The sequence below is a fragment of the Caulobacter sp. GW821-FHT10A10 genome, from assembly GCF_059415745.1.
Window position 1 is genome coordinate 97,988 of the sequence record NZ_JBWKNV010000009.1, and the last position, 23,651, is coordinate 121,638.

Annotated in this window: 18 protein-coding genes; 10 read left to right on the forward strand and 8 right to left on the reverse strand. The window is 68.8% G+C overall.

The window, feature by feature from the left end; genetic code table 11:
• Positions 1–8: 8 nt before the first annotated feature.
• Both AC07NS_RS22425 and kdgD read right to left on the reverse strand, forming a co-directional pair.
• Positions 9–917, reverse strand: a complete 909-nt coding sequence (locus AC07NS_RS22425; protein WP_494606846.1) for a LysR substrate-binding domain-containing protein — start codon at positions 915–917, stop codon at positions 9–11.
• Positions 918–1,040: 123 nt separating this feature from the next.
• Entirely contained in the window at positions 1,041–1,958 is a 918-nt protein-coding gene (gene kdgD / locus AC07NS_RS22430) for a 5-dehydro-4-deoxyglucarate dehydratase (protein ID WP_494606847.1), read from the reverse strand.
• 276 nt (positions 1,959–2,234) lie between these two features.
• Between kdgD and AC07NS_RS22435 the strand changes: the two genes are divergently transcribed.
• The 8 genes from AC07NS_RS22435 to AC07NS_RS22470 all read left to right on the forward strand — a co-directional run bounded on the left by AC07NS_RS22435 (position 2,235) and on the right by AC07NS_RS22470 (position 13,533).
• Positions 2,235–2,780: an RNA polymerase sigma factor gene (locus AC07NS_RS22435; protein ID WP_494606849.1), complete on the forward strand. Its 546-nt coding sequence runs from the start codon at positions 2,235–2,237 to the stop codon at positions 2,778–2,780.
• A gap of 64 nt (positions 2,781–2,844) precedes the next feature.
• Positions 2,845–3,834 carry a FecR family protein gene (locus AC07NS_RS22440; protein WP_494606851.1) on the forward strand — a complete coding sequence of 330 codons (990 nt, stop codon included), beginning with the start codon at positions 2,845–2,847 and terminating at the stop codon, positions 3,832–3,834.
• Positions 3,835–3,971: 137 nt separating this feature from the next.
• Positions 3,972–6,962: a TonB-dependent receptor gene (locus tag AC07NS_RS22445; RefSeq protein ID WP_494606853.1), complete on the forward strand. Its 2,991-nt coding sequence runs from the start codon at positions 3,972–3,974 to the stop codon at positions 6,960–6,962.
• 110 nt (positions 6,963–7,072) lie between these two features.
• On the forward strand, positions 7,073–7,840 hold the full coding sequence (locus AC07NS_RS22450) for a Slam-dependent surface lipoprotein (protein ID WP_494606854.1): 768 nt from the start codon (positions 7,073–7,075) through the stop codon (positions 7,838–7,840).
• A gap of 66 nt (positions 7,841–7,906) precedes the next feature.
• The gene (locus AC07NS_RS22455; protein WP_494606856.1) at positions 7,907–9,397 is read left to right on the forward strand and encodes a surface lipoprotein assembly modifier; all 1,491 of its coding nucleotides are present in this window, start codon (positions 7,907–7,909) and stop codon (positions 9,395–9,397) included.
• Positions 9,397–10,179, forward strand: a complete 783-nt coding sequence (locus AC07NS_RS22460) for an energy transducer TonB (protein WP_494606858.1) — start codon at positions 9,397–9,399, stop codon at positions 10,177–10,179. Before AC07NS_RS22455 ends, AC07NS_RS22460 begins: the two co-directional genes overlap by 1 nt.
• A 217-nt stretch (positions 10,180–10,396) precedes the next feature.
• On the forward strand, positions 10,397–12,709 hold the full coding sequence (locus AC07NS_RS22465) for a TonB-dependent receptor (protein WP_494606859.1): 2,313 nt from the start codon (positions 10,397–10,399) through the stop codon (positions 12,707–12,709).
• Between the two features lie 71 nt (positions 12,710–12,780).
• The gene (locus tag AC07NS_RS22470; protein WP_494606860.1) at positions 12,781–13,533 is read left to right on the forward strand and encodes a tetratricopeptide repeat protein; all 753 of its coding nucleotides are present in this window, start codon (positions 12,781–12,783) and stop codon (positions 13,531–13,533) included.
• Here the strand turns inward: AC07NS_RS22470 and AC07NS_RS22475 are convergent.
• Positions 13,530–13,931 carry a hypothetical protein gene (locus tag AC07NS_RS22475; RefSeq protein WP_494606861.1) on the reverse strand — a complete coding sequence of 134 codons (402 nt, stop codon included), beginning with the start codon at positions 13,929–13,931 and terminating at the stop codon, positions 13,530–13,532. The genes AC07NS_RS22470 and AC07NS_RS22475 overlap by 4 nt on opposite strands.
• A 177-nt stretch (positions 13,932–14,108) precedes the next feature.
• Between AC07NS_RS22475 and AC07NS_RS22480 the strand changes: the two genes are divergently transcribed.
• Positions 14,109–14,786, forward strand: coding sequence for a response regulator transcription factor (locus AC07NS_RS22480; RefSeq protein ID WP_494606862.1), 678 nt, complete (start codon positions 14,109–14,111; stop codon positions 14,784–14,786).
• Positions 14,779–16,164: a sensor histidine kinase gene (locus tag AC07NS_RS22485; RefSeq protein WP_494606863.1), complete on the forward strand. Its 1,386-nt coding sequence runs from the start codon at positions 14,779–14,781 to the stop codon at positions 16,162–16,164. The genes AC07NS_RS22480 and AC07NS_RS22485 overlap by 8 nt, the downstream gene beginning before the upstream one ends.
• Positions 16,165–16,189: 25 nt before the next feature.
• Here AC07NS_RS22485 and AC07NS_RS22490 read toward each other — a convergent pair whose 3' ends face one another.
• The 5 genes from AC07NS_RS22490 to AC07NS_RS22510 form a co-directional block, all read right to left on the reverse strand.
• Positions 16,190–17,326, reverse strand: a complete 1,137-nt coding sequence (locus tag AC07NS_RS22490) for a hybrid sensor histidine kinase/response regulator (RefSeq protein WP_494606865.1) — start codon at positions 17,324–17,326, stop codon at positions 16,190–16,192.
• On the reverse strand, positions 17,323–17,901 hold the full coding sequence (locus tag AC07NS_RS22495; RefSeq protein ID WP_494606867.1) for a chemotaxis protein CheB: 579 nt from the start codon (positions 17,899–17,901) through the stop codon (positions 17,323–17,325). The genes AC07NS_RS22490 and AC07NS_RS22495 overlap by 4 nt, the downstream gene beginning before the upstream one ends.
• On the reverse strand, positions 17,898–18,722 hold the full coding sequence (locus AC07NS_RS22500) for a CheR family methyltransferase (RefSeq protein ID WP_494606868.1): 825 nt from the start codon (positions 18,720–18,722) through the stop codon (positions 17,898–17,900). Before AC07NS_RS22500 ends, AC07NS_RS22495 begins: the two co-directional genes overlap by 4 nt.
• 9 nt (positions 18,723–18,731) lie before the next feature.
• Complete coding sequence (locus AC07NS_RS22505; protein WP_494606870.1) at positions 18,732–22,148, reverse strand: response regulator; 3,417 nt, start codon at positions 22,146–22,148, stop codon at positions 18,732–18,734.
• Between the two features lie 509 nt (positions 22,149–22,657).
• On the reverse strand, positions 22,658–23,527 hold the full coding sequence (locus AC07NS_RS22510) for a TauD/TfdA dioxygenase family protein (protein WP_494606871.1): 870 nt from the start codon (positions 23,525–23,527) through the stop codon (positions 22,658–22,660).
• Between the last annotated feature and the right edge of the window lie 124 nt (positions 23,528–23,651).

Consider the following 23,651-nt stretch of genomic DNA (forward strand, 5'->3'; position numbering starts at 1 on the left):
AGGGCGCTTCAGCGCTCGCCCGTCTCCGCCGGCGAGGCCTCGGCCAGGCAGAGGTCGATGAAGGTCTGAAGGATCGGGCTCTCGTTGTCCTTGCGCCAGGCCATGTAGAGCTCGACCGGCCGGTCGGGCGTGGTCTCGACCGGGCGGAACTGCACGTCGTCGAAGTGCAGGCTCATGGCCGATTCCGGCACGATCGCCGCCCCCAGGCCCGCATGGACCAGGGCCAGCATCGAGTGGATCTGGGTGACGTGCTGCACATAGTTCGGGGCCACGCCGTGGGCGTCGAACAGGGTGGTCAGCATGTTGTAGAAATAGCCCGCGCCCTCGGGCGAATACATGATCAGCGGGCCGGCGTCGAAGTCGGCCAGGGTCAGGCCGGCCTTGGCCAGGCGAGGATCGCCGTTGGGTAGGGCGGCGACCAGCGGTTCGCTCAGCACCCGGGCGGTGGCGAACTCGGCGCGGTCCATCGGCGGGCGCACCAGGCCGATGTCGATGCGGCCGGTCAGCAGGGCCTCGACCTGCTCGCGGGTGACCATCTCGCGCAGGGTCAGGTCGGCGTTGGGCAGGCGGGCGTTCGACAGGATCACCAGGCGCGGCAGGAAGCTGTAGCCGGAGACCGCCGTGAAGCCGATGGCGATCTGGCCGGCGTCGCCGCTGGCGATGCGGCGCGTGGCCAGGGCCGCGCTCTCGGCCAGGCGCAGGATGCGCCGGGCTTCCAGTAGAAAGGCGCGACCGGCCGGGGTCAGTCGCACCGAACGGCTGGTGCGGTCCAGCAGGACGACGCCGAGGATCCGCTCCAGCAGCTGCACCTGCCGGCTCAGCGGCGGCTGGGTCATGTTCAGCCGCTGGGCGGCGCGGCCGAAATGCAGCTCCTCGGCGGTGGCCACGAAGCAGCGCAGCTGACTGAGTTCGAACATCGGAAAGCGCCCGTCGACAACACCCTGGAGTCGCGAAGCTAGACGCTCGTTGGGGCCGATCGCCAGCGCCTTCTTCCCGGGAAGAAGGGCCGGCGGCCGGAGCGGAGTGAGCGCGTTCAGGATCTAGCCCCGGACGCGGGCGATCAGGGTTTCGAGCTCGGCGAACTCGGCGTCCGTCAGGTCGGTCAGGGGCTGGCGCACCGGACCGGCGTCGCGGCCGACGGCCTTCATGCCCGCCTTGACGATCGAGACCGCGTAGCCCTTTCCGCGATTGCGCAGGGCGATGTAGGGCAGGACGAAGTCGCGCAGGCCGGTCATCACCGTCTCGCGGTCGCGGGCGCGCACGGCCTTGTAGAAGGCCAGGGCCCAGTCGGGCAGGAAGTTGAAGATGGCCGAGGAGTAGGTCGTCACCCCCATCTCCAGATAGGGCAGGGCGAAGGTCTCGGCCGTCGGCAGGCCGCCGATATAGGTCAGGCGGTCGCCCATCCGGGCGTAGACCCGCATCATCAGCTCCAGGTCGCCGACCCCGTCCTTGAACCCCACCAGGTTGGGATTGCGGTCGCACAGCTTCTCGAGGGTGTCCTCGTTGATGATGGCGTTGTCGCGGTTGTAGACGATGACGCCCAGGTCGGTGGCCTTGCAGACCGCCTCGATGTGACCGGCCAGGCCGTCCTGCGTGGCGTTGGTCAGATAGGGCGGCAGCAGCAGCAGACCGTCCGCGCCGGCCGCCTGCGCATCGCGCGCCAGGTCGATGGCGATCGCCGTGCCGTAGCCGCACCCGGCGATGACCGGGATCTTGCCGGCGGTCTCGGCGACCGCCGCCCGCACCACCTGGCCCACCTCGTCCGGACGCAGTGAGAAGAACTCGCCCGTGCCGCCGGCGGCGAACAGGCCGGCCAGTTCGTGGTCCAGCATCCAGGCGCAATGCTCGCGATAGGGCGCTTCCAGGAACTGGTGCTGGTCGTCGAAATGCGTGACAGGGAACGACAGCAGGCCGCCGCCGAGCTGGCGGGCCACGTCCGTCGGCGACATCTGGCTCATGAAGTCCTCTCCGAGCGACGGCCTGGTCCCGCACGCCGGGAGGCCGTTTCTTGAGGGTGACGGTAGTGAGCCGCCGTGTCGGGGTCTAAGCCAAAGGCGCTATCGACCAATACCGGAATTGGCTTGATGGGAATCCTTGGCGAGGCGGGCTTTCGGCGCCGGCGTCCGCGTTGTGCGCCCTACGGGGAACGATGGCCTTTGACGTGCTGCGTGGCCCCCGCTAAACCGACGAAAGTTTCTGAGAATCATTCTCATTGATTTCGGGTGTGTAGGGCCATGCTGACAGGCGAGCGGGGAACGACGCCTGACCTGCCTGGGCTGCTGGAAGTCCACTACGACGAGCTTCGGCGCTTCGCCCTTCGCAAGACGCGTTCGGCCAGCCTGGCCGACGACGTCATGCAGGACGCCTGGCTCAAGCTCTTCGACCTCGTCCGCTCGCCGGACTTCGACGGCCGGGCGGTGCGCAATCCGCTCAGCTACCTGCGCCGGATCATCGCCAACCTCGTCGTCGATCGGCAGCGGCAGGCCTCGGCCCAGGCCCGCCGCATCACGCCCGGCGACCTGCCGCAGGATGCGCGCAGCGAGGCGCCGTCGGCCTTCCAGGTGGTGGCGGGCCGCCAGGAGATCGCCATCGTCCAGGCGGCCATCGCCGAGCTGCCCGACAAGTGCCGCCTGGTGATCCTGCTCTATCGCGGCCAGGACCTGACCATGCAGCAGGTCGGCGACCGGCTGGGGATCTCGCCGCGCACGGTCGAGAACCACCTGGCCAAGGCCATGAGCCACTGTCGGCGTCGCCTGAAGGAAGCGCGCGGCGATGCATGAGCACGAGACTAGGGGAAGGGCGCCTTCCGGTTCGTCCTGTGATCGGGAGGACCCGAAAGTCCACATGAACGACACGGTCAAAGGCGGGGGCAAAGGCAGGGGCGAAGGCGAGGACGAGGCGCTGTTCGAGGCGGCGGCGCGCCGGACGCTGCGGTTGCGCGACGGCGCGGGCGAGGCCGCGCGAGCCGAGCACGCGGCGTGGCTGGCGGAGGGCCAGGGCCGCGCCGAGGCCATGGACGAAGCCGATCGCATCCTTGGCTTGATGGCGCTCGCCGCGGCATCGCCCGCGAGTTCGCCGCGCCGTCAGCGACCGGGGTCTGCGCCGGCGGGTCTGCGCCGCCGCGCCTGGTCCGTCCCCACGGCGATCGCCGCCTGCCTGGTGCTGGCCGCCGCGAGCGGCGTGGCCGTCAGGACGATCGCGCCGCCCAATCCCGATCATCTGACCGCGCCGATCGGCGAGGTGCGCCTGCACGTACTCGCCGACGGCAGCGCGGTGACCCTGAACACCGGCGCGGTGCTCGACGTCCGTTATGGTCCCGAGGGGCGCAGGGTGCGGCTGGTGAAGGGCGAGGCCTTCTTCGACGTCGTCCACGACCCGACCCGGCCGTTCGTGGTCGAGAGCCGGGCCGGCAGCGCCCGGGTGCTGGGCACGGCCTTCGACGTGCGGCTGACCGGCGACAAGGCTAGGGTCAGCGTGCTGCGCGGGGCCGTGCGGGTCCAGCCGGCGCGCGGCGACGGCGCGGCCGTGGTGCGGGCGGGGCAGGGGGCCTGGCTCGACGGCGCGACGCCTCAGGCTCTGGCCCTGGAGGATCCGGCGGCGGTCGACGCCTGGCGGCAGGGTCGCCTCGTCGTCTATCACCGGCCGCTGTCCGATGTAGTCGACGAGATCGGCCGCTATCGGCGCGGCAAGGTGTTCGTGCGGGGGCGGGCCCTGGCGGCCAAGCCTGTGTCGGGCGTCTTCGATGTCGCCGAACCGGACGACGCCATCGGCGCCCTGGCGGCGTCCCTGGGCCTGCGCACGGCCCGACTGGGCGATTTCGTCCTGCTCTACTGAAACAGTTCCGGCGTTCCGCAAAAAATGCACGTGGCGGCTAGGGGATCTCGCGGCCCGGTTTCGTCTCATCAACATTGAGATGCAATTGAGTGTCGCTCGCAACAATGGGCGGCCGCCAGACGAGATCCGCCCACGACATGACGACGCCTGTTTTCCGCCCCGGTCTTCTCCCGCGCCTGCGCCGACTGTCGTTGTGCCTCGCCCTGGCCTCGGCCAGCCCCCTGGCCTTGGCCGCGCTTCCCGCCGCGGCCCAGGAGGCCGCCGTCTACGAGGTGGACATTCCGGCCCAGCCGCTGCCCCAGGCCCTGGCCCAGTTCTCGCTGCAGACCAAGGTGCAGATCGTCTACGCCGTCGAGGCGCCGTACGGCCGCCGCTCGCCCGCCGTGCGCGGCCGCTTCAGCCAGGGCGAGATCCTGTCGCGCCTGCTGGCCGGCAGCGGCGTCGCCTGGCGCGAGGCGAGGCCCGGCGTCGTCACCCTGGACGCCGCGCCGACCGTCCAGGGCGCGTCCAAGGGCGCTGTCGTCACCGACGCCCTGCAGGTCGAGGGCGCCGTAGGGCAAGGCGAGACGCTGAGCGCTCGCGACGCCCTCGGCTATGATGAGATCTACGACCTCGACGGCTCGTCCGCCTATGCCGGCCGGGCGGTGGTCGAGCGCTACAAGGGCGTCAGCCCGGCCGACGTGCTCAAGGGCATGGTCAACGTCTTCAGCGGCGACGCCCGCAACAGCGGCGCGCTCGATCCCAGCGTCCGCGGGATCGAAGGGCCAGGCCGCGTTCCAGTGATCATCGATGGCGGCGAGCAGGCCCTGACGGTCTGGCGCGGCTACAACGGCGCCAACAACCGCAGCTACATCGACCCCAGCCTGATCGGCGGCGTGCAGGTGCTGAAAGGCCCGTCGCTGACGGCCGGCGTCCACACCTCGACCGGCGGGGCGGTGGTTATCAGCACCCTGTCGCCGGGCGATATCCTGCGGGAAGGCGAGCGATACGGCGCCGAGGTTCGCATCGAGGGCGGCGGCAACTCGGTCAAGCCGCGCCTGCCGACCCTGCTGACCGGCCAGGATTATCGCGACGTGCCCGGGTTCCCCGGCTCGACCGGAACCGCCGGCTATCCCAGCAGCCCCTACGCCGACCCCTCCCTGCGGGTGACGCCCAGAACCTCGGACGACAACGACCTCGTGTCGCTCGACGATCGCGCCGCCCGCATGGCGCTGGCCGGCCGCACCGACGACGTCGAATGGCTGGTCGCCTACGCTTGGCGCGAGCGCGGCAACTACTACGCCGGCGAAACCGTGCCCGGCTATTACAGCCAGACCAACCTGCCCACGCCGTCCGGCCCGCAGGATCTGATCAAGCGCTTGGCCTTCAACTACGAACCCGGCAACGAGGTGCCCAACACCTCCAGCGAGATGAGCTCGTGGCTGGGCAAGCTGGCCTGGAAGATCAGCGACGATCAGACCCTGGAGTTCGGGGTGCGCGACAGCGTCTCGACCTATGGCGAGATCATGCCTTCACGCATCGTCTCGTCCGGCGAGAACGGCATGGGCAAGGTGCAGTGGCCGCTGAGCGAGGTTCACGCCACGGCCTACAATCTCGACTACCGCTACAAGCCCGGCGGCCGGTGGATCGACCTGAAGAGCACGCTCTGGCTGACCCGCACCAACAGCCACACCTATTCGGCCGGCGGCTTTCCCAACTGGGCGCAGAGCGCGGCCAGTCCGATCCTCAAGAACACCGCCCTGGCCAACGCCAAGAACGACCGCTACGGCCTTAGTCTCAGCAACAAGACCCGTCTGGCCCAGAGCCTAGACCTCGTCCTGGCCGGCGACTGGCAGCGCGAGAAGCTGACCTCGCCCGACGTCTGGGCCGGCACGTTCGACGGCTGGCGGCAGTACCCCCGCGCCGGCCGTCGCGAGGAATACAATCTCCACGCCAGGGTCGAGTGGCGGCCGGTCAGCGAGATCACCCTGTCGGCCGGCCTGCGGTACTCGCACTTCTGGGCGGTCGACGACTTCCTGGCCGAGCAGATCGGCAAGGGCGTGGTGTTCACCAACTACGTCTTCACCGACGGATCGGTGCTCTATCGCACCCTGGTCAACGGCCGCACGGTCAACAACACCATCGCCTGGCTGCCCGACAGCGAGGGCTGCTACACCCGCGCCACCAACCCTTGCGTCAACGGCTTCCTGACCAGCGTCGCCAACGCCACGGGTTACTGCGTGGCTTCGCGCAACCAGGAAGCGGTGAACCTGACCGCCGAGACCAAGCGCGGCGACGGCCTGACGCCGGTGGTCTTGGCGACCTTCAACTTCACGCCCAATGCGCGGGCCTATGTCCGCTACGCCGAGGCCTATCGCTTTCCCAGCATGTTCGAGAGCACGATCGGCTTCTCGGCCTCGACCGATCCCACCCGTCCGCTGAAGCCGGAACACGCCCGCACCTGGGAGGCGGCCTATGTGCATGACCTTTCGGCCCTGCTCGACCTGCCCGAAGGCCAGCGCGCCGACTTCAAGCTGACCTGGTTCCGCAACGACACCCGCAACGTCATCGAGCGCGGCTCGCAACTGCTGCTGACCAACATCGACAAGCAGTTGATCGAGGGGATCGAGCTGCAGGCCCGCTACGACAATGGCCGGTTCTTCGCGGACCTCGGCGCCTCGCACATGATCAAGAACAAGGTCTGCGACCCCGAAGCCGCGATCATGAAGGCGACCAGCACCGGTATCGTGCCCGACTGCGTCAACTACGGCTTCGTCGGCGGCTACCTGCTGACCCAGGCGACGCCGACCGACACGGTCAACCTCAACCTCGGCGCCCGCTTCCTGCAACGCCGCCTCGAGGTGGGGGTGAGGGGCGTCTACTACAGCGCCTACGACAATCCAGAACTCGACCGCTTCATCGGCGGCGCGCGGGCGACCCGCGTCGACGGCTGGGCGCTGAACACGCCCTACCTGTGGGGCGAGATCGTCACCGTCGACGCCTACGCCAACTTCAAGCTCAACGAGACGATCCGCTTCGAGCTTACCGGCACGAACCTCAACGACCGCTACTACACCGACCCGCTGACCCGCACGGCCCAGCCGGCCCCCGGGCGCACGCTGAAGCTCAGCATGACCGCCCGCTACTGATCCCCCCAATTCACGGTCTTCGCCACGCCGGTCCCCAACGGCGCGGCGGCGGCCGCTGGATGCCCCGGTCTCACCAACGAGACCAACAACCAAGCATCGGAGAAGACGAGATGTCCCGTTCGACCTTCAAGGCGCTGATCCTGGCTCCCATCGCCGCCGTCGCCCTGGCCGGCGTCGCCCAGGCCGCCATCGTGGGCCAGTCGACCGACACCAGCCAGCTGCGCGTCGGCGCCAGCACGATCAACGCCGGTCCGCACACCTCGGGCAAGCCGGGCGTGGCCGTGGCGGCTATCGGCCTGAGCAGCTATGTCGACTTCGCCGGCCTGCAGGCCTCGGTGCCGCCGGTCAACGGCGTGACCACCATCAACAACCCCTCGAGCGCGCCGGGCAGCCACAACGGCATGGGCGTGTTCAACTTCGCCAAGGTCAGCAACGCCGACCTCTATTTCGGCGAATGGTCCGACACGGCCGACGTCGCTGACGGCACCCACACCGTCTACTATGTGGGCGACAACACCGGCACGACCGTCCCGACCACCGGCACGGCCACCTATGCGGTGAAGGGCATCAGCGGCTACAGCAGCAACGGCATCCTGGCCGGTACGTTCAGCGCCAACTTCGGCGCTGGCACGCTGAGCGGCAGCGTCACCAGCGCCTCGACCGGCTACACGGTCGACATCGGTTCGGTGGGCATCTCGGGCGTCAACATCGCCAGCACCACGGCCAACGCCACGGCCACGCAGGGGACCTCGACCCTGGCTTCGGGCGGCTCGGTCAGCGGCCAGTTCTTCGGCGCCAGCGCCGCGGCGCTCGCCGGCCTGGTCACCTTCGGCGGCAACAGCCAGTACGACACCGCCTTCGGCGGCACGAAGAACTAAGGCGCGTAACCGTCGCGCGGGGCGGGGACTTCGGTCCCCGTCCCAAGCGCGTTCGAAGGCATCCGCATGATCCGCAGGTCCGCAAGACTTCTTTCCATCCGCGCCGCCGCCGGCTGCGCGGCTTTCGCCGTTCTGGCGCTGGCCGGCGCCGCCCGGGCCCAGGTCGACGACGACATCCGCCTGCGCCTCGACCAGGACCTGGCCCGCAAGGCCGCCGAGCGCGAGGCCAAGACGCTAGAAGAAGCTTCGCCTTCCGTGCTGGTTATCGACGGCCAGGCCTACACGGTCGGACCCGGCGTCGACGACGTCGGCAAGGCGCTCTACCTGTCGGTCGGCCGTCGCCAATGGGCCGACGCGCGGCGATTCCTGAAAGCCTATCTGGCGCTGCCGGACCACGACCCGATGCTGGCCCTCTACGCCCAGGGCATGCTGGCGCGGCAGGATGGCGACCTGCGCGCCGCCGAGGCAGCGTTCCGCGATCTGCTCTCCAAGCAGCCGGACTTCATGCCGGGCAGGGTCGAGCTGGCGCGGGTGCTGTTCGAGAACCAGCGCGACCGCGAGGCGCGCTCGGCGTTCCAGGCGATCCTGGCCGACCTGCCGCAAGGCGATCCGCGCGCAGCCGGCGTGCGGCGAACCGTCGAGGGCTTCATCACGGCGTTGGACCAGCGGCGCACCTGGCGCGGATCGCTCGCCCTGGGGCCGGGCTACAACAGCAACATCAACCAGGCCTCGGGCAGCTATGCCTGCCTGATCCCCGGCCCAGAGGGGATCTGCTTCTTCGACCGCAAGACGCCGCAGGCCCTGGGCGCGGCGACGGTCAATTTCGAGGGGACGCTGACCCGCCGCCTGCCGCTGCGAGGCTCGGCCGGCCTGTCGCTGCGGGCGATCTCCTATGGCGAGTTCTATCCAGAGGAGCCGCGCTACAATCAGGCGACCCTGTCAGGCCAGTTCGGGTTCGACTACCGCACCGCCCGCTACGCCTTCGGGATCGCGCCGTCCTTCGATGTCTCGACCTTCGGCCCCTCGCGCCTCTACGACGCGCCCGGCGTCCATGCCGAGGCCACTCGGGCGCTCGGCGCCCGGACCCTGGTCAAGCTGGAGGCCGACTACAAGGACATGCGCTATCGCCAGGCCGACTTCGCGCCGCTGGACGGCAGGCTGGTCTCGCTGTTCCTCACCGCCTGGCGCGGGCTGCCGGGCGGCTGGACCGTGTTCGGCGGGGCGGACCTCGGCGACAAGGACGCCGACCTGCCGACCAACGCCTATGGTCAGGTCGGCCTGCGCCTCGGCGCGGCCAGTCCGACCTGGAAGGGCCTGAACGGCAGCCTGTTCGCCTCGGCCCGACGTAAACGCTGGGACGCGATCAACGAGGCCCTGGAGGTGCGCCGCCGCGACGACGAGCAGAGCATCACCGCCATCCTCCGCGCGCCGGGCCTGGCGCGGGCCGGCCTGACGCCCAGCCTGACCCTGCAGTACGCCAGGACCGCCAGCAGCATCGACTGGCTGTTCTCCTACGAGAAGGTCGCGGCCAGCCTGAAGCTGGAGCGGGTGTTCTGATGCTGCAGTCGGTGCTCCCGTCTCCGGCGGTGCTGGAGATTCCCTACGACGGCTCCACGGCGGCCGGCGGCAAGCGGCGGTGGTCGGCGGCGCTCGCCGGGGCGGTGGCGCTGCATGTCGCCCTGGCGCTCGGCGCCTACATCCGCCTGACCTCGCCGTCCGACCTTCCGCCCGCCGCGCCGATCGAAGCGATCGCCGTCGAGTTCGCCGTCGCCCCGATCGCGCCGCCCAAGCCCAAGGACGAGCGACCGCCGGGACCCGAAGCCAAGGCTAGTCCCGCCGCTGCTGCGGCTCCCGATCCACCCCTGATCAAGGCGCGCGAGCCCGACCCGCGCGGCGTGCTGCCGACGTCTCCGCAGCGCCCGACGCCGTCGGCGGACGAGGGAGCGGCCAAGCCTTCGGTCCGCAGCGAAGCCTCAGCGCCGCCGGCCGTGGCGGCTCCGCCCGCGCCCGCGCTGGCCGCGCCGCGCACCTCGGCGGCCACGGACCGCAACGCCGCCGTCACCTGGCGAGGCCTGCTGCTTGGCCGCCTGAAGGCCTATCGCCGCTATCCGCGTCGGGCCCAGAGCCAGGGCCAGGAGGGCGTCGCCCAGGTCGCCTTCACGGTCGACCGGCGCGGCATGGTGCTGAGCGCCAGGATCGCGCGGGGCAGCGGCTATCCGCTACTCGACGAGGAGGCCCTGGCCACCGTTCGCCGCGCCTCGCCGATGCCGATGCCGCCCGACGACGTGCCGGGCGATCCGGTCGAGGTGGTCGTGCCGGTCGATTTCTTCGTGCGCTGAGGTCTCTGCGTTCTCAGTGAAGATGAGTGGGCCCGTCAAGGATCGCCAACCTGTCGGGAGCGGCCGAAGGACTGTGGCGAACATTGGGAATAATCAATGTTTGTTGCGACTGCTTCTCATTGATGTGGCGATAGGTGGAAGTTAAGAGCGCCTCGCATTGTCAGGAATAGAGGCGCTCGGTTGATCCCAGCCGGGCAGGGCTTCGGGGATCGAGATCATGAGAAACACTTCCACCCAGGGTGTCCGCAGCTTGAGCCGGCGCGCCTTGAGCGCCGCCGCCGTCGCGGGCGTCGCCGGCCTGGGCCTGTCGGCCGCCGCCAATGCGGCGCCTGCCGCCGACGAGGCGGTCGCCACCGCCGCTCCGGACAACGGCGACACCACCGAAGTCTCCGGCGTCCAGGTCGACAGCAAGAAGGCCCAGGCGGCCTCGCCGAAGATCACCGCGCCGCTGCGCGATACCCCCAAGTCGATCACCGTCATTCCGCGCGACCTGATCGACCAGACCGGTTCGGTCAGCCTGGTCGAGGCGCTGCGCACCGTGCCCGGTATCACCTTCGGCGCGGGCGAGGGCGGCAACCCGGTCGGCGACCGTCCGTTCCTGCGCGGCTACGACGCCCAGTCGGCCACCTATGTCGACGGCCTGCGCGACATCGGCTCCCAGTCGCGTGAAGTCTTCAACGTCGAGAACGTCGAGGTCGTGAAGGGCGCGACTGGCAGCTACGGCGGCCGAGGCGGCGCCGGCGGCGGCGTCTTCATCAACAACAAGGCCCCGACCCTGAAGGACTCGATCGGCGGCCAGGTCGCTGTCGGCACCGCCGACTACAAGCGCGCCACCCTCGACGTGAACCACGTGGTCGCCGAAGGCGTGGCCGTGCGCCTGAACCTGATGGCCCATGACGCCGGCGTCGATGGCCGCGACGAGGTCCACTACAGCCGCCGGGGCGTGGCGCCGTCGATCGCCTTCGGTCTGGGAACCGACAACCGCGTCGTCGTCAGCTACTACCACATGCAGAGCGACGACATCCCCGACAGCGGGATCCCGTACAACAACCCGACCTTCGTGGCTCGCACCGACGGCCGCGCGCGCGTCTACCAGACCGGCGACGGCCAGCCGCTGCTTGCCGACCGTAGCGCCTGGTACGGCGTTAAGGGCCGCGACTTCCGCCGCGAGCGGGTGGATATGGGCACGGTCCGCTTCGAGCACGATTTCGGCGACAACCTGCACCTGCGCAACACCACCCGTTACGCCGAGACGGGCCAGGACTACATCTGGACCCAGCCCGACGACAGCAAGGGCAACATCTACTACGGCCTCGTTTGGCGCCGTCCCAACAGCCGCGTCAGCGAGGTCAGCACCCTGACCAACCAGACCGACTTCTACGGCAAGTTCCAGACCGGCTCGATCCAGCACAACTTCGCCACTGGCCTGGAGCTGTCGCGCGAGGAAGGCGAGAACGACAGCTACAACGTCTATTACAACGGCGCCCTGGCCTCGACGTTCAGCAGCTGCTCGGCCGCGGCCATCGCGGCCTATGTCTGCACCAACCTGGCCAACCCCAACACCAGCGACCCGTTCACCGGCACGATCTCGCGGGTCAACAACCCCAACAACTCGCGCACGGTCACCAAGTCGATCTACGGCTTCGACACCATCGAATTCGACGAGCACTGGCAGGTGAACCTGGGCCTGCGCTACGACAGCTACGACGCCCGCTACGTCAGCGCCCGGGCGACGACCACGCCGTTCGCCCGCACGACCTACGAGCGCAAGGACGACCTGCTGAACTACCAGGCCGCCGTGGTCTACAAGCCGACGACGGCCGGCGCGATCTACCTGTCCTACGCCACGGCCTCGACCCCGGCCGGCAACGCTCTCAACCAGGGCAGCGACGGCAACGCCCTGTCGAGCACGGTCAACGCCAACCTCAGCCCGGAAGAGAACGCCACCCTCGAGGCCGGCGCCAAGTGGGACGTGTTCGGCGGCAAGCTCAGCCTGACGGGCGCGGCGTTCGAGGTGAAGACCACCAACGCCCGCATCACCCAGACCGACGGCACCGTGGCCATGGCCGGCGAGAAGCGCGTGCGCGGCTACGAGCTGGGCGCGTCCGGCTCGATCACCGACAAGTGGGACGTGTTCGGCGGCTACACCTATCTCGACGCCATCCTGGTCAAGAACGGCGGTTCGGGCGCGGCGGCGGGCCTGACCGACGGCATGCAGTTCCCCAACACGCCCAAGCACAGCTTCGCGGTGCAGACGACGTACGAGGTGCTGCCGAAGCTGAAGGTCGGCCTGGGCGCCAACTACCAGGCCAAGGTCATGGGCAACGCCAGCGCCACCGCGCCCAAGTGGGTGCCGGACTATTGGCGGTTCGACGCCAACGCCACCTACACCATCAACCAGAACCTCTCGGCCAGGCTCAACATCCAGAACCTGACCGACGAGGTCTACTACACCCAGGCCTACGCCTCGCACTACGCGACCATCGCGCCGGGGCGCTCGGCCGTCCTGTCGCTGAACGCCAAGTTCTAAGCGCGGCGACATCCCTGAACCGGCCGCGTCCGCCTTTCGGCGGGCGCGGCCTTTCGCTTTGGTGAGGGTCCATGGACACCGCTTCGGAAAACGTCTCCCCGGACGACATCGCCGCCGCCGTCGCCAAGGTCCTTTCGGGGCCGCCGGAAACCGCACGGGCCTGGCTGACCAATCAGGCCGCCGCTGGCGTCGCCGAGGCCCAGGCCCTCCTGGCGCAGATGCTGCTCGACGGCGCCGGCGGCCCCGCCGATCCGGCCACGGCTCTGACCTGGTTCCTGCGCGCAGCCGGGGCGGGGCATCCGATGGCGCTGAACATGGTGGGCCGCTGCTACGAGAACGGCTGGGGCGTGGCCGCCAATCTCGCCGTCGCGGCGCAGTGGTATCTGCAGGCCGCCGAGGCCGGTTCCGACTGGGGCATGTACAATCTCGCCACCCGGCTGATGCTGGACGAGGGCGTGGGGGCCGATCGCAAGGCCGCCCTGGCCTGGTTTCAGCGGGCGGCCGAGCTGGGCCACGCCAAGTCGATCAATGTGGTGGGCGGCTTCTACGAGGACGGCTGGGAGGTCGAGCAGAATTTCGCCAAGGCCCGCGACTGCTACGCCAGGGCGGCGGCCGGCGGCGACTTTCGCGGCCAGTTCAATTTCGGCCGGGTGCTGGCCGCCGAGGGCGAGATCGCTGGCGCGCTGGCGCAGTTCGAACAGGCGGCGACCACCGCGACGGCCGCGTTCACGGCGAAGATGGTCGCTTTCCTCCGCGGCGCGCCCATCGCGGCTTATCGCGACCTTGCCGATCGCCTGGACGCCTCCCGTCCGGCGGCGGGCTAGGGTTCGACGGTGATGACGATCCTGCCCCGACCAACGGCCAGCCCGCTGCTGGCGGCCACGCGCGCCAGCATCTCGGCCAGGGTCGCGTCATCCACGGGTACGCGACCTTCGGGTGTCTGGACCTGTACATCGACCGGCAGGGGCGGCGCGAAGCGGCGCTGGCGGTCGATCGATCCGATCTCGTTCAGGACCCCCGCCGCCACCAGATCGACGATCAGGCGATGCAGCGTCGATCGGTTGACGCGCTGGCCCCGGTTGTGGGCCGTCCACCAGACCTGTTCCATGTCGAAGGGCGCGTCCATCCCGTCGAGCAGTTCGATCAGCTCGCGGCGCTTGTCGGTGAGCTTGAGGCCGATCCTGGCGCAGCGCTCGGACACGGCCTGTCGAGGCCCGTCCATCGGCGGGCTCTGTTGCGGAGGCTGGGCTTGGGCGTGGATCACGGCGGGAGATATCGACGTAGGTTGGGCGCGCGGATGGTGTGCGGCAAAGCCTTATCGTTTGGCGCTGGCGTGTCGATGCGCTGGAAGCAAGGTTGGGAAAATGTATAGCGCGGCCAACATCACGGTAAGGCGGGCATGAAGGTCTTCCTGCTTGAGGACGATCCCGAGACCGCTGCGTTCATCCAGCGCGGCCTGACCGAGCGTGGCCATGTGGTGGAGGCTGAGGCCGACGGCTCGGTGGCGCTGCGGCGCCTGGCCGAGCGTGATTTCGACGTGCTGGTGCTCGACCGGATGGTGCCTGGCGTCGACGGACTGTCGGTCCTGAAGGCGATCCGCGCGCAGGGGCGGACGACGCCGGTCCTGCTCCTGACGGCCATGTCCCAGATCGCGGACCGGGTCGACGGCCTGGAGGAGGGCGCCGACGACTACCTCGTCAAGCCGTTCGCCTTCGTGGAGTTCGCCGCGCGCGTGGCGGCGCTGGGCCGACGACCGCCGACGGGCGAGTTCGATGCGATCCTGCGCGTGGCGGACATCGAGATGAACCTGCTGCGCCGGGAGGTGCGCCGGGGCGGGCGCTCGATCGACCTGCAGCCCCGGGAGTTCACCTTGCTGGAACAACTGATGCGCAATCCCGGCCGCATCGTCACCCGGACCATGCTGCTCGAAAAGGTCTGGAACTTCGGTTTCGATCCCAAGACCAACATCGTCGAAACCCATATGTCCCGTTTGCGCAGCAAGCTGAACGAAGGCTTCGAGCGCAGCGCCATCCGCACGATCCGAGGCTCCGGCTACATGATGAACGACGATGCGTAGTCGAACGCCCAGGACCGTTCGTGGCCTCAGCCTCGTGGTGGCGGGGATTTCCTGCGTCCTGACGCTGGCGGTCGGGGTGGTGACGTTCAGCATGGTCCACCACGAGATCGAGCGGCAACTCGATCATCGCATCGAGCTGGAAACCCAGTCGCTGCTCGCCACCTACGAGCGGGCCGGATTCGACGTGCTGGTGCGGGCGGTGACCGACCGCGACCGGCGTCCGGCCCGGGGCACGCTGGGTTATCTGGCGGGGCGGTCCGAGGTCGGCAGCCGCATGGGCTATATCGTGCTCGACGCGTCGGGCAGGCGAAGGGCGGGGGACTTCCAGGCCGAGACGCCGCCGCCCGGCTGGAGCGAGTTCATCCGGTTTCGCCGGCCCGACGGCAGCAGCGGCGTCGCCCAGGCCATGAATGCGCCACTGCCTGGCGGCGGTCGACTGGTCGTGGCCGCCGACCGCGCCGACCTGCTCGATATCGACCGGGCCTTGCTGCGCGTGTTCCTGATCAGCGCCGGCCTGGTGGCGACGGTAGGCGTGCTGGCGACCTTCGGCTTCGGCGGGGTCGTGCAGCGGCGTCTCAACGCGATCCACGGCGCCGCCGAAGGGATCATGGCCGGCGACATGCGCCGTCGCATGCCGGTCGACGGCTCGGGCGGCGAGTTCGACCAACTGGCCAGGGTGCTCAATCGCATGCTCGATCGCATCGAGGCCCTGATGAGCAACCTGCGCCAGGTCTCGGGCGACATCGCCCACGACATCCGCACCCCTCTGACCCGCCTGCGCGCGCGCCTTGAGGATATCGAGGCGGAGACAACCGATGGCGCCCGGAAGGCGCGCGTCGAGGGCGCGTTGAACGAGGTCGACGACCTGCAGGGCCTGCTGTCGGGTCTTCTAGCGCTCGCGGAGATCGAAGGTCGTTCCGTGCGGGATCGTTTCGTGGCCCTGGACCTCGTGGCGCTCGTCCACGAACTGGCCGAAGCTTATGGCCCGGCCCTGGAAAGGGCCGACATGGCGCTGTCGCTCGACCTGGAGCCCGCGACCGTTCGCGGCGATCGGCCCTTGCTGTTGCAGGCGCTGTCGAACCTCATGGACAACAGCCTGTTCCACGCAGGCGCTGGGGTTCAGATCCGCATCTCGACGCGGGCGACCGGCGACAGTGTCCGGGTGGTGTTCGGCGATGACGGGCCGGGCGTGCCGCCGGAGGAGCGCGACAGGATCTTCAAGCGCTTCGTGCGTCTCGATCCGTCGCGCACCACGGCGGGCCACGGCCTTGGCCTGGCGACGGTGGCCGCCATCGTCTCCGCTCACGGCGGCGATATCGTCGTGACGCCTGCGACGCGTGGGCTGCAATTCGAGATCAACCTCGTGGCGGGCGACTAAGAGGTCAGGAGCCCTTCAGCGCTCGTCAATCGATGGTCGGCAGCCGCACGATGAAGGTGCTGCCCAGGTGCTCGCCGGCGCTCTCGACCTCGATCGTTCCGCGATGCAGCGCCACCAGTTGCTTGACCAGGGCCAGGCCGATGCCCAGGCCGCCCTGGGCCTTGGTCAAGTGGTCCTCGACCTGGGCGAAGATCTCGAAGATGCGCGACTGCATCGCCGGCGGGATGCCGACCCCGGTGTCGGTGACGCGGATCTCGACCTCGGCGTCCAGGCGTCGCGCCGTCAGCGTGATCTCGCCGCCGGGCGGGGTATATTTGGCGGCGTTGTTGAGCAGGTTGGCGACGATCTGCGCTACGCGCGTGTGGTCGGCGTCGAGCCAGATCGCCTCGTCCGGCAGGTCGGCGTCGAAGCGGTGCGAGCCGGCGTCGATGTTGTGCTGGCTGGCCTCGATCGCCGAACGCAGCGCGTCGCCCAGTTCGATCCGCTCCTTCTTCAGCGAGATCTTGCCCTGGCTGACGCGCGAGACGTCGAGCAGGTCGTCGACCAGATGGGAGAGGTGCGACAGCATCCGGTCCATCCGCACGCGGATGTCCCTGGCTCGTTCGGGCGGGATGTCCTTGTTGAGCAGGTGCAGGCCGCCGCCCAGGGCCGCGACCGGGTTGCGAAGCTCGTGCGCCAGCACGGCCAGGAAGTTGTCCTTGTGGCGGTCGGCCCGGCGCAGGGCCTGGGCGGCCGCCTCCAGTTCGTCGCGCTGGCGTTCGATCTGCTGGCGCTGCTGGTGCAGGTCGAAGAACACGGCGGCCTTGCTGCGCAGGACGTTCGGCTCGATCGGCTTCTGGATGAAATCGACCGCCCCGGCCTCGTAGCCGCGGAAGCGCCGCTGCAGGTTGGCTGCGCCGGCCGTCAGGAAGATGATCGGGATGTGTCGCGCGCGCTCGCTGCCGCGCATGAATTCGGCCAGTTCGAAGCCGTCCATGCCGGGCATCTGCACGTCGAGCAGGGCCAGGGCGACCTCGTGCGTCAGCAGCAACTCCAGCGCCTCTTCGCCCGATCGCGCCTTCAGGCAGGTCAGGCCGTCGCGCTGGAGCAGGGCTTCCAGCGCCAGCAGGTTCTCTTCGAGGTCGTCGACCAGGAGGAAGTTGATCGGCTTGTCGGCGATCATCGCGTGGTTCCCAAACTCGACAGGTACGATGCGATCGCATCGATGGTCATGATGGCGGCTTCCGAGCTCGCTTCGAGGGCGGCGAGCGGCATGGCCCTGGAATGGGCGAAGTTCGGATCCTCGACGATCGCCGTCCCGCCCGCCTGCGTCACGGCCCGCAGGCCCGCCGCGCCGTCGTGATTGGCGCCGGTCAGGACGACGCCGACCAGAGCCTCGCCGAAGGCGTCGGCGGCGCTCTCGAACAGGACGTCGATCGACGGCCGCGAATAGTTCACCGGCTCGTCTGTCGAGATGGCCAGGGTTCCGTCCGTCTCCACGAGGAGGTGGTAGTCGGAAGGCGCGAAGAAGACCGTCCCGCCGACCAGCGGCTCCTTGTCCTCGGCCTCCTTCACCGTCAGCCGGCACTTGGCCTGCAGCAGGGAGACCAGGACGTTGTCGCGGTCCGGCGGCACGTGCACCACCACCAGCACCGGCAGGGCGAAGCTGGCGGGCAGGGCGGGCAGGATGGTCAGCAGCGCCTGGACGGCGCCGGCCGAGGCGCCGATCACGACGGCTTTCGGGGACGCGCTGCTCATGGTTCGCGCCTCTGGTAGATCTTCTCGCCGGGGACGAAGTCCGAGAAGCCGCCGGCATGGGCCGAGAACCGCAGGCTTTCCTTGGAGCCCAGGCCCAGGAAACCCTTGCGAGCCAGGGAGTCGTGAAACAGGCCGATGGCGCGATCCTGCAAGGGGCGATCGAAATAGATCATCACGTTGCGGCACGAGATCAGGTGCATCTCGGCGAAGACGGCGTCGGTGACCAGGCTGTGGTCGGAAAACACCACCCGCTCGCGCAGCGTCTTGTCGAACACGGCCCGGCCGTAGGCGGCGGTGTAGTAGTCCGACAGCGAGGACCGCCCGCCGGACTTCTGGTGGTTCTCGGTGAACTTGCGGATGCGCTCGAGCGGATAGACACCGGCTTCGGCGGCCGCCAGGGCCTCGGGATTGATGTCGGTCGCGTAGAACAGCGTCCGGTCATAGAGGCCCTCCTCGCGGAACAGGATGGCCAGGGAGTAGACCTCCTCGCCAGTGCTGGAGCCCGCGATCCAGACCTTCAGCGACGGATAGGTCTTCAGGTGGGGCAGCACGCTCTCCCGCAGCGCCCGGAAGTAGGACGGGTCGCGGAACATCTCGCTGACCTGGACGGTCAGGTAGTCGAGCAGGCGCGGCAGCATCGACGGGTCGTGTAGCACGCGGTCCTGCATCGCCGAGATGGTCGGGAACGCCAGCTGGTCGCGCGCCTGCACCAGGCGTCGCTTGATCGACGCCCGCGCATAGTGGCGGAAATCGTAGTGGTAGCGCTGGTACAGCGCCTCCAGCAGCAGCTGGATTTCGAGGTCGACGACGGCTTCGGGCACTGGGATCGCCTATCTCGGCATCCAGACCCGGACGAGCGAGAGCAGCTTGTCCACGTCGATGGGCTTGGCCATGTAGTCGTTGGCGCCGGCGGCGATGCAGCGTTCCTGATCGTCGGGCATGGCCTTGGCGGTCAGCATCAGGATCGGCAGCTTGGCCCATTTGGGATCGTTGCGGATTTCGCGGGCGGCGGTCAGGCCGTCCATCACCGGCATCATCACGTCCATCAGCACCAGGTCGACGGCGCGGGCGGGATCCCCGGCCGCGCGGGCCAGGGCGTCGATCGCCTCCTGGCCGTTGCGGGCGATCTCGACGATGGCGCCGCGAGGCTCCAGCACGTTGGTCAGCGAGTAGACGTTGCGGATATCGTCCTCGACGATGAGGATCCGTCGTCCTTCCAGCACCGCGTCGCGATTGCGGGCCTTCTGGATCATCTTCTGCTGCTCGGCCGGCAGTTCCGACACCACTTGGTGCAGGAACAGCGACACCTCGTCGAGCAGGCGTTCGGGCGACTTGGCGCCCTTGATGATGATCGAGCTGGAATAGCGGCGCAGCCGCTGCTCGTCGTCGGCCGACAGGTCGTGGCCGGTATAGACGATCACCGGCGGGAAGGCGCGGTCGCCATCCTGGCTCAGGGTCTCCAGCAGGGTGAAGCCGGAGGCGTCTGGCAGTGACAGGTCCAGCACCATGCAGTCGAAGGTCTGCTGCTTGAGCTGTTCGAGGCATTCGGCGGCGGTGCCGACGCCGACGGTCTCCACATCGCCCGACGACAGCAGCTTGCCGACGGCGTCGCGCTGCACCGGGTCGTCCTCGACGATCAGCACCCGCCGCACCGATCCGGCCAGCTTGGCCTCCAGCCCGCGCAGAACGTCGGCCAGGTCTTCGTGCCGGACCGGTTTGACCAGGTAGCCGATGGCGCCCAGCGACAGGGCGGTCTGGGCGTGGTCGCTGGCCGAGACCACGTGGATCGGGATGTGGCGCGTGGCGTCGTCGCGCTTCAGGCGGTCCAGCACCATCAGGCCGGACTCGTCGGGCAGGCCGACGTCGAGCACCACGGCGCTGGGCTTGAAGCGCTTGGCCAGCTTCAGGGCTTCCTCGGCGGTGCCGGCCACCAGGCACTGGAAGCCGATCTCGCGCGAGAGATCGCGCACGATGCCGGCGAAGACCTCGTCGTCCTCGATGACCAGCAGAACGCGGCGCGAGCCGCCCAGCTGTTCGCGGTCGTCCTCCACGGCCTGAACCGGCCGTGGGGCGCGCTGCGGCGAACCGGTCGGCGCCGGCGCTTCGGCGCGAACCTGGGCTTCGCGCGGCGCGATGCGGGCGGGGTCGTAGGCGACGGGCAGCGTCACGGTGAAGGTGCTGCCCTTGCCGGCCTGGCTTTCCAGGCCGATCACGCCGCCCAGCAGCCGTGACAGCTCGCGCGAGATCGACAGACCAAGGCCGGTGCCGCCGTACCTGCGGCTGATCGTGCCGTCGGCCTGGCGGAAGGCCTCGAAGATGCTTTCCTGCTGTTCGCGGGCGATGCCGATGCCGGTGTCCCGGACCGCGAAGGCGAGGCTGTCGGCGGCCGGCTTGATAGCCAGGGTGACGCCGCCCTTCTCGGTGAACTTGAAGGCGTTGGACAGCAGGTTCTTGAGGATCTGCTCCAGGCGCTGGCGGTCGGTCTCGAAGGCGGCTGGGCAGGCGGGATCGATCTCGATCTCGAAGGCCAGGCGCCGTTCGTCGGCCACCGGCTTGAACAGCTGGCGCAGGTCGCTCACCAGGCGCTGCACGCTCACTGTCTCGGGCCGCACCTCGATGTGGCCGGCCTCGATCTTCGAAAGGTCGAGGATGTCGTTGATCAGGGTCAGCAGGTCGTTGCCCGACGAGGCGATGGTCTGGGCGAACTTCACCTGTTCGCTCGACAGGTTGCCGTCGGGATTGTCGCTCAGCAGCTTGGACAGGATCAGCAGCGAGTTCAGCGGCGTGCGCAGCTCGTGGCTCATATTGGCCAGGAAGTCGGACTTGTACTGGCTGGCCTGTTCCAGCTCGCGCGCCTTCAGGGTGACGGCCGCGGTGCTGCGCTCCAGTTCGTCGCGCTGGGTTTCCAGGGTCTGGGCCTGTTCCTCCAGCTGGCTGTTGGTCTGTTCCAGCTCGACCTGCTGCTGCTCCAGGCGGGTCTGGGATTCCTTGAGGGCGCGGCTCTGCTCCTCGAGCTCCTCGTTGGAGACCCGAAGTTCCTCGCTCTGCACCTGCAGTTCTTCCGACTGGCGCTGGGTTTCCTCCAGGGCGTTCTGCAGTTCGACGCGATAGCGGGCCGAGCGCAGGGCGATGCCGATCGAGCCCGAGGCCTGGTCGAGCAGGTTCAGCACCTGGTCGCCCACCGGGTGCAGGAAGCCCAGTTCCAGGACGGCGTTGACCGTGTCGTCCGCATGGGTCGGCACCAGGACGAGGTGGCGCGGCTTGTCGGCGCCCAGGGCCGAGCCGATGGTCATGTAGCCGTCGGGCACGTCGCGCACGATCGTCGCTCGCCCTTCGGCGGCGACCTTGCCCAGCAGGCCTTCCTTGAGGCTGAACCGCAGGGGCACGTTGGCGTCGCCGGGAATGCCGAGGGCGGCGGCGCGATAGAAGTGGCCGTTCTCGCCCTTGAACAGCGCCCCGGCCTGGAAGCCTAGATAGCCGGCCAGGAACGACAGGATGCCGTCGGACAGTTCTTCGACCGACTTGTCGCCCATCATGGCGTCGGAAAGCCCGACCTGGCCCGATTGCAGCCATTCCTCGCGAGCGCGGGCGGTGGCCGCCCGGCGGACCAGCACGAACACCGCGACGGTCAGCAATGCGCCCAGAAGGCCCGAGAGCACGCCGCTGGCCGTGGCCGTCTTGTAGGCTTCCTGCATCTCGGCGATGCGCAGCGCGCGCAGCCGGTTCTCCTCCTGTCGCATGACGTCAAGCTGGCTGCGGATGGCGTCCATCTCGGTCTTGCCGCGATCGGTGGAAACGACCGCCAGCGCCGCCTGGGCGCCCTGGCTGCGGCGCAGGGTGATGGTCTCGTCCAGTTCGGCCAGCTTGGCGTCGATGTGCTTGCGCAGCTGGCGGGTGTTGGCCAGCTGATCGGCGTTGTCCTGGGTGAGGGAAGCGACGGCCTCTATCCGGGTCGCGGCGGCGGTGACCGCGCTCTGGTAGGGCTCCAGATAGCGGTCGTTGCCGGTCAGCAGGTATCCGCGCTGGCCGGTCTCGGCGTCCTGGGCGGTGGAGAGCAGTTCGTCCAGCGCGATCAGCACCTTGTGGGAGTGCATGATCATCTGGTTGTTGGTCCGCAGCACCTGGATGTTGCGATAGGCGATCGTGCCGCTGATCAGGAAGAAGGCCAGCACGGTCACGAGACCAAGGGTGGTCCACAGGTCCACGTTCGTGCGGGCGGCCTCGCGGGTGGAAGGGGTCAGCGACATGAGAAACTCGAACTGTGGGCGTGGGCCGCGCTTGTCGGGCCGGAACAGGGGAAAAGGGGCGGGCAGGGGTCGATCACGTCGACGTCCATGCCGGTCGGCTGATTGTCGCCGGCCTCGAATTTGAGCTGAAAATCACAAGTCCCCCGATCACGGACATCGCCGTGCAAGGTCCGTGAACGCGGGCCTAAGGCAAAGGTTCAATCCGAAGGCGGCTTTTCGTGCTGGCGTCTGAATATCGCCAGATGAGAGGCGCGGTGCGCCGGCGCCTGCGAGCGGGCGTGCGACCGATCGGGGCTCGTGCTTGTCGAGAAGGTGGCTGATCCGCAGGCAGGCGGTCGCGCGGGCCCTTGAGATGGCGAAGACGCCATGGGGCTGTTCGGGATGGGAACTCTGAGTACGAAACGCGACGCGGGCCTGCGCAGCTGGAAGCCGACGCCTCGGTGTCTGGCGGAGGCGCGCGCGTGGCGGGCCGCTTCCCCCGATGGAGAAGCGGCCAATGTCGGTGTGGGCTAGAGGTCGGTCCAGAGCGGCTCGTCGGCGATCAGCACGCGGTCGAGCAGGCGAGGGAAGTCGCCATAGTTCCGGATGGCGATATGGACGGCGGCGCGGTTGTCCCAGAAGGCCACGGAGCCGGGCCGCCACTTGAAGCGCACCTGGTATTCGGGCTTGCGGTACTGGTCGAGGATCTCGGTCAGCAGGGCGTTGCTCTCCGCGCGGTCCAGCCCGATGACCTGCGGCTTCTGGGTGAAATTGACCCACAGGATCGAGGCGCCGGTCTCCCGATGCTTGCGGACGATCGGGTGGGCCACGATGGGATAGTCGTGACCAGCCGCGAGCAGGGCGTCGCGGAAATCGTGGGTGACGTGCAGGCCTTCCAGCCGCGCCTTGGTCTCGGGCTTCAGGCCTTCATAGGCCGCGCCGGCGTCCACCCAGACGGTGTCGCCGCCGACCTCGGGCAGGTCGATCGCCCGCAGCACCGCGCCCCAGGTCGGCACCAGCCGCCAGCTGGTGTCGCTGTGATAGCCGGCCTGGACCAGCCCCGCGCCGGCCGCCTTGCGGGCCTCGAACAGTTGCAGGTCCGGCGGTTCGATCTTGTGGATCGGCTTGTTGTTGGCGTCCGAGCGGGTGGTGGGGTGGGTGTACAGCGGGCCGAAATTGGCGGCGAAGGCGGCCTGGCTTTCGGCGTCCAGCGCATGCTGGTCGCGAAAGAAGACCACCTTGTAGCGCAGCAGCGCGGCCTTGATGAAATCCCGATCCTCGGGGCTCAGCGGGCGGCTGAGGTCGACGCCCGAGATTTCGGCCCCGATCGTCGGCTCCAGGGGCGAAAGCGTGAGGGCGGCGGTTTTGACCTCAGGGCGTCGCTCAAGCGTGACCGTCATGGATGTTCCTCCGCGCGGTCACTCATCGGCCGCTTGCAGAAGCTATAACGGTAGCTGCCGAATGATCATGCGAGTTTGTAAAATACCGCTGGCGATGTTCGCTAATATAGCTGACGCCGAAGAA

What these genes read in the sequence shown, in the direction of transcription:
- AC07NS_RS22425 (WP_494606846.1), bottom strand. Translation starts at nt 917, where the DNA reads ATGTTCGAACTCAGTCAGCTGCGCTGCTTCGTGGCCACCGCCGAGGAG.
- kdgD (WP_494606847.1), bottom strand. Translation starts at nt 1,958, where the DNA reads ATGAGCCAGATGTCGCCGACGGACGTGGCCCGCCAGCTCGGCGGCGGC.
- AC07NS_RS22435 (WP_494606849.1), top strand. Translation starts at nt 2,235, where the DNA reads ATGCTGACAGGCGAGCGGGGAACGACGCCTGACCTGCCTGGGCTGCTG.
- AC07NS_RS22440 (WP_494606851.1), top strand. Translation starts at nt 2,845, where the DNA reads ATGAACGACACGGTCAAAGGCGGGGGCAAAGGCAGGGGCGAAGGCGAG.
- AC07NS_RS22445 (WP_494606853.1), top strand. Translation starts at nt 3,972, where the DNA reads ATGACGACGCCTGTTTTCCGCCCCGGTCTTCTCCCGCGCCTGCGCCGA.
- AC07NS_RS22450 (WP_494606854.1), top strand. Translation starts at nt 7,073, where the DNA reads ATGTCCCGTTCGACCTTCAAGGCGCTGATCCTGGCTCCCATCGCCGCC.
- AC07NS_RS22455 (WP_494606856.1), top strand. Translation starts at nt 7,907, where the DNA reads ATGATCCGCAGGTCCGCAAGACTTCTTTCCATCCGCGCCGCCGCCGGC.
- AC07NS_RS22460 (WP_494606858.1), top strand. Translation starts at nt 9,397, where the DNA reads ATGCTGCAGTCGGTGCTCCCGTCTCCGGCGGTGCTGGAGATTCCCTAC.
- AC07NS_RS22465 (WP_494606859.1), top strand. Translation starts at nt 10,397, where the DNA reads ATGAGAAACACTTCCACCCAGGGTGTCCGCAGCTTGAGCCGGCGCGCC.
- AC07NS_RS22470 (WP_494606860.1), top strand. Translation starts at nt 12,781, where the DNA reads ATGGACACCGCTTCGGAAAACGTCTCCCCGGACGACATCGCCGCCGCC.
- AC07NS_RS22475 (WP_494606861.1), bottom strand. Translation starts at nt 13,931, where the DNA reads ATGGACGGGCCTCGACAGGCCGTGTCCGAGCGCTGCGCCAGGATCGGC.
- AC07NS_RS22480 (WP_494606862.1), top strand. Translation starts at nt 14,109, where the DNA reads ATGAAGGTCTTCCTGCTTGAGGACGATCCCGAGACCGCTGCGTTCATC.
- AC07NS_RS22485 (WP_494606863.1), top strand. Translation starts at nt 14,779, where the DNA reads ATGCGTAGTCGAACGCCCAGGACCGTTCGTGGCCTCAGCCTCGTGGTG.
- AC07NS_RS22490 (WP_494606865.1), bottom strand. Translation starts at nt 17,326, where the DNA reads ATGATCGCCGACAAGCCGATCAACTTCCTCCTGGTCGACGACCTCGAA.
- AC07NS_RS22495 (WP_494606867.1), bottom strand. Translation starts at nt 17,901, where the DNA reads ATGAGCAGCGCGTCCCCGAAAGCCGTCGTGATCGGCGCCTCGGCCGGC.
- AC07NS_RS22505 (WP_494606870.1), bottom strand. Translation starts at nt 22,148, where the DNA reads ATGTCGCTGACCCCTTCCACCCGCGAGGCCGCCCGCACGAACGTGGAC.
- AC07NS_RS22510 (WP_494606871.1), bottom strand. Translation starts at nt 23,527, where the DNA reads ATGACGGTCACGCTTGAGCGACGCCCTGAGGTCAAAACCGCCGCCCTC.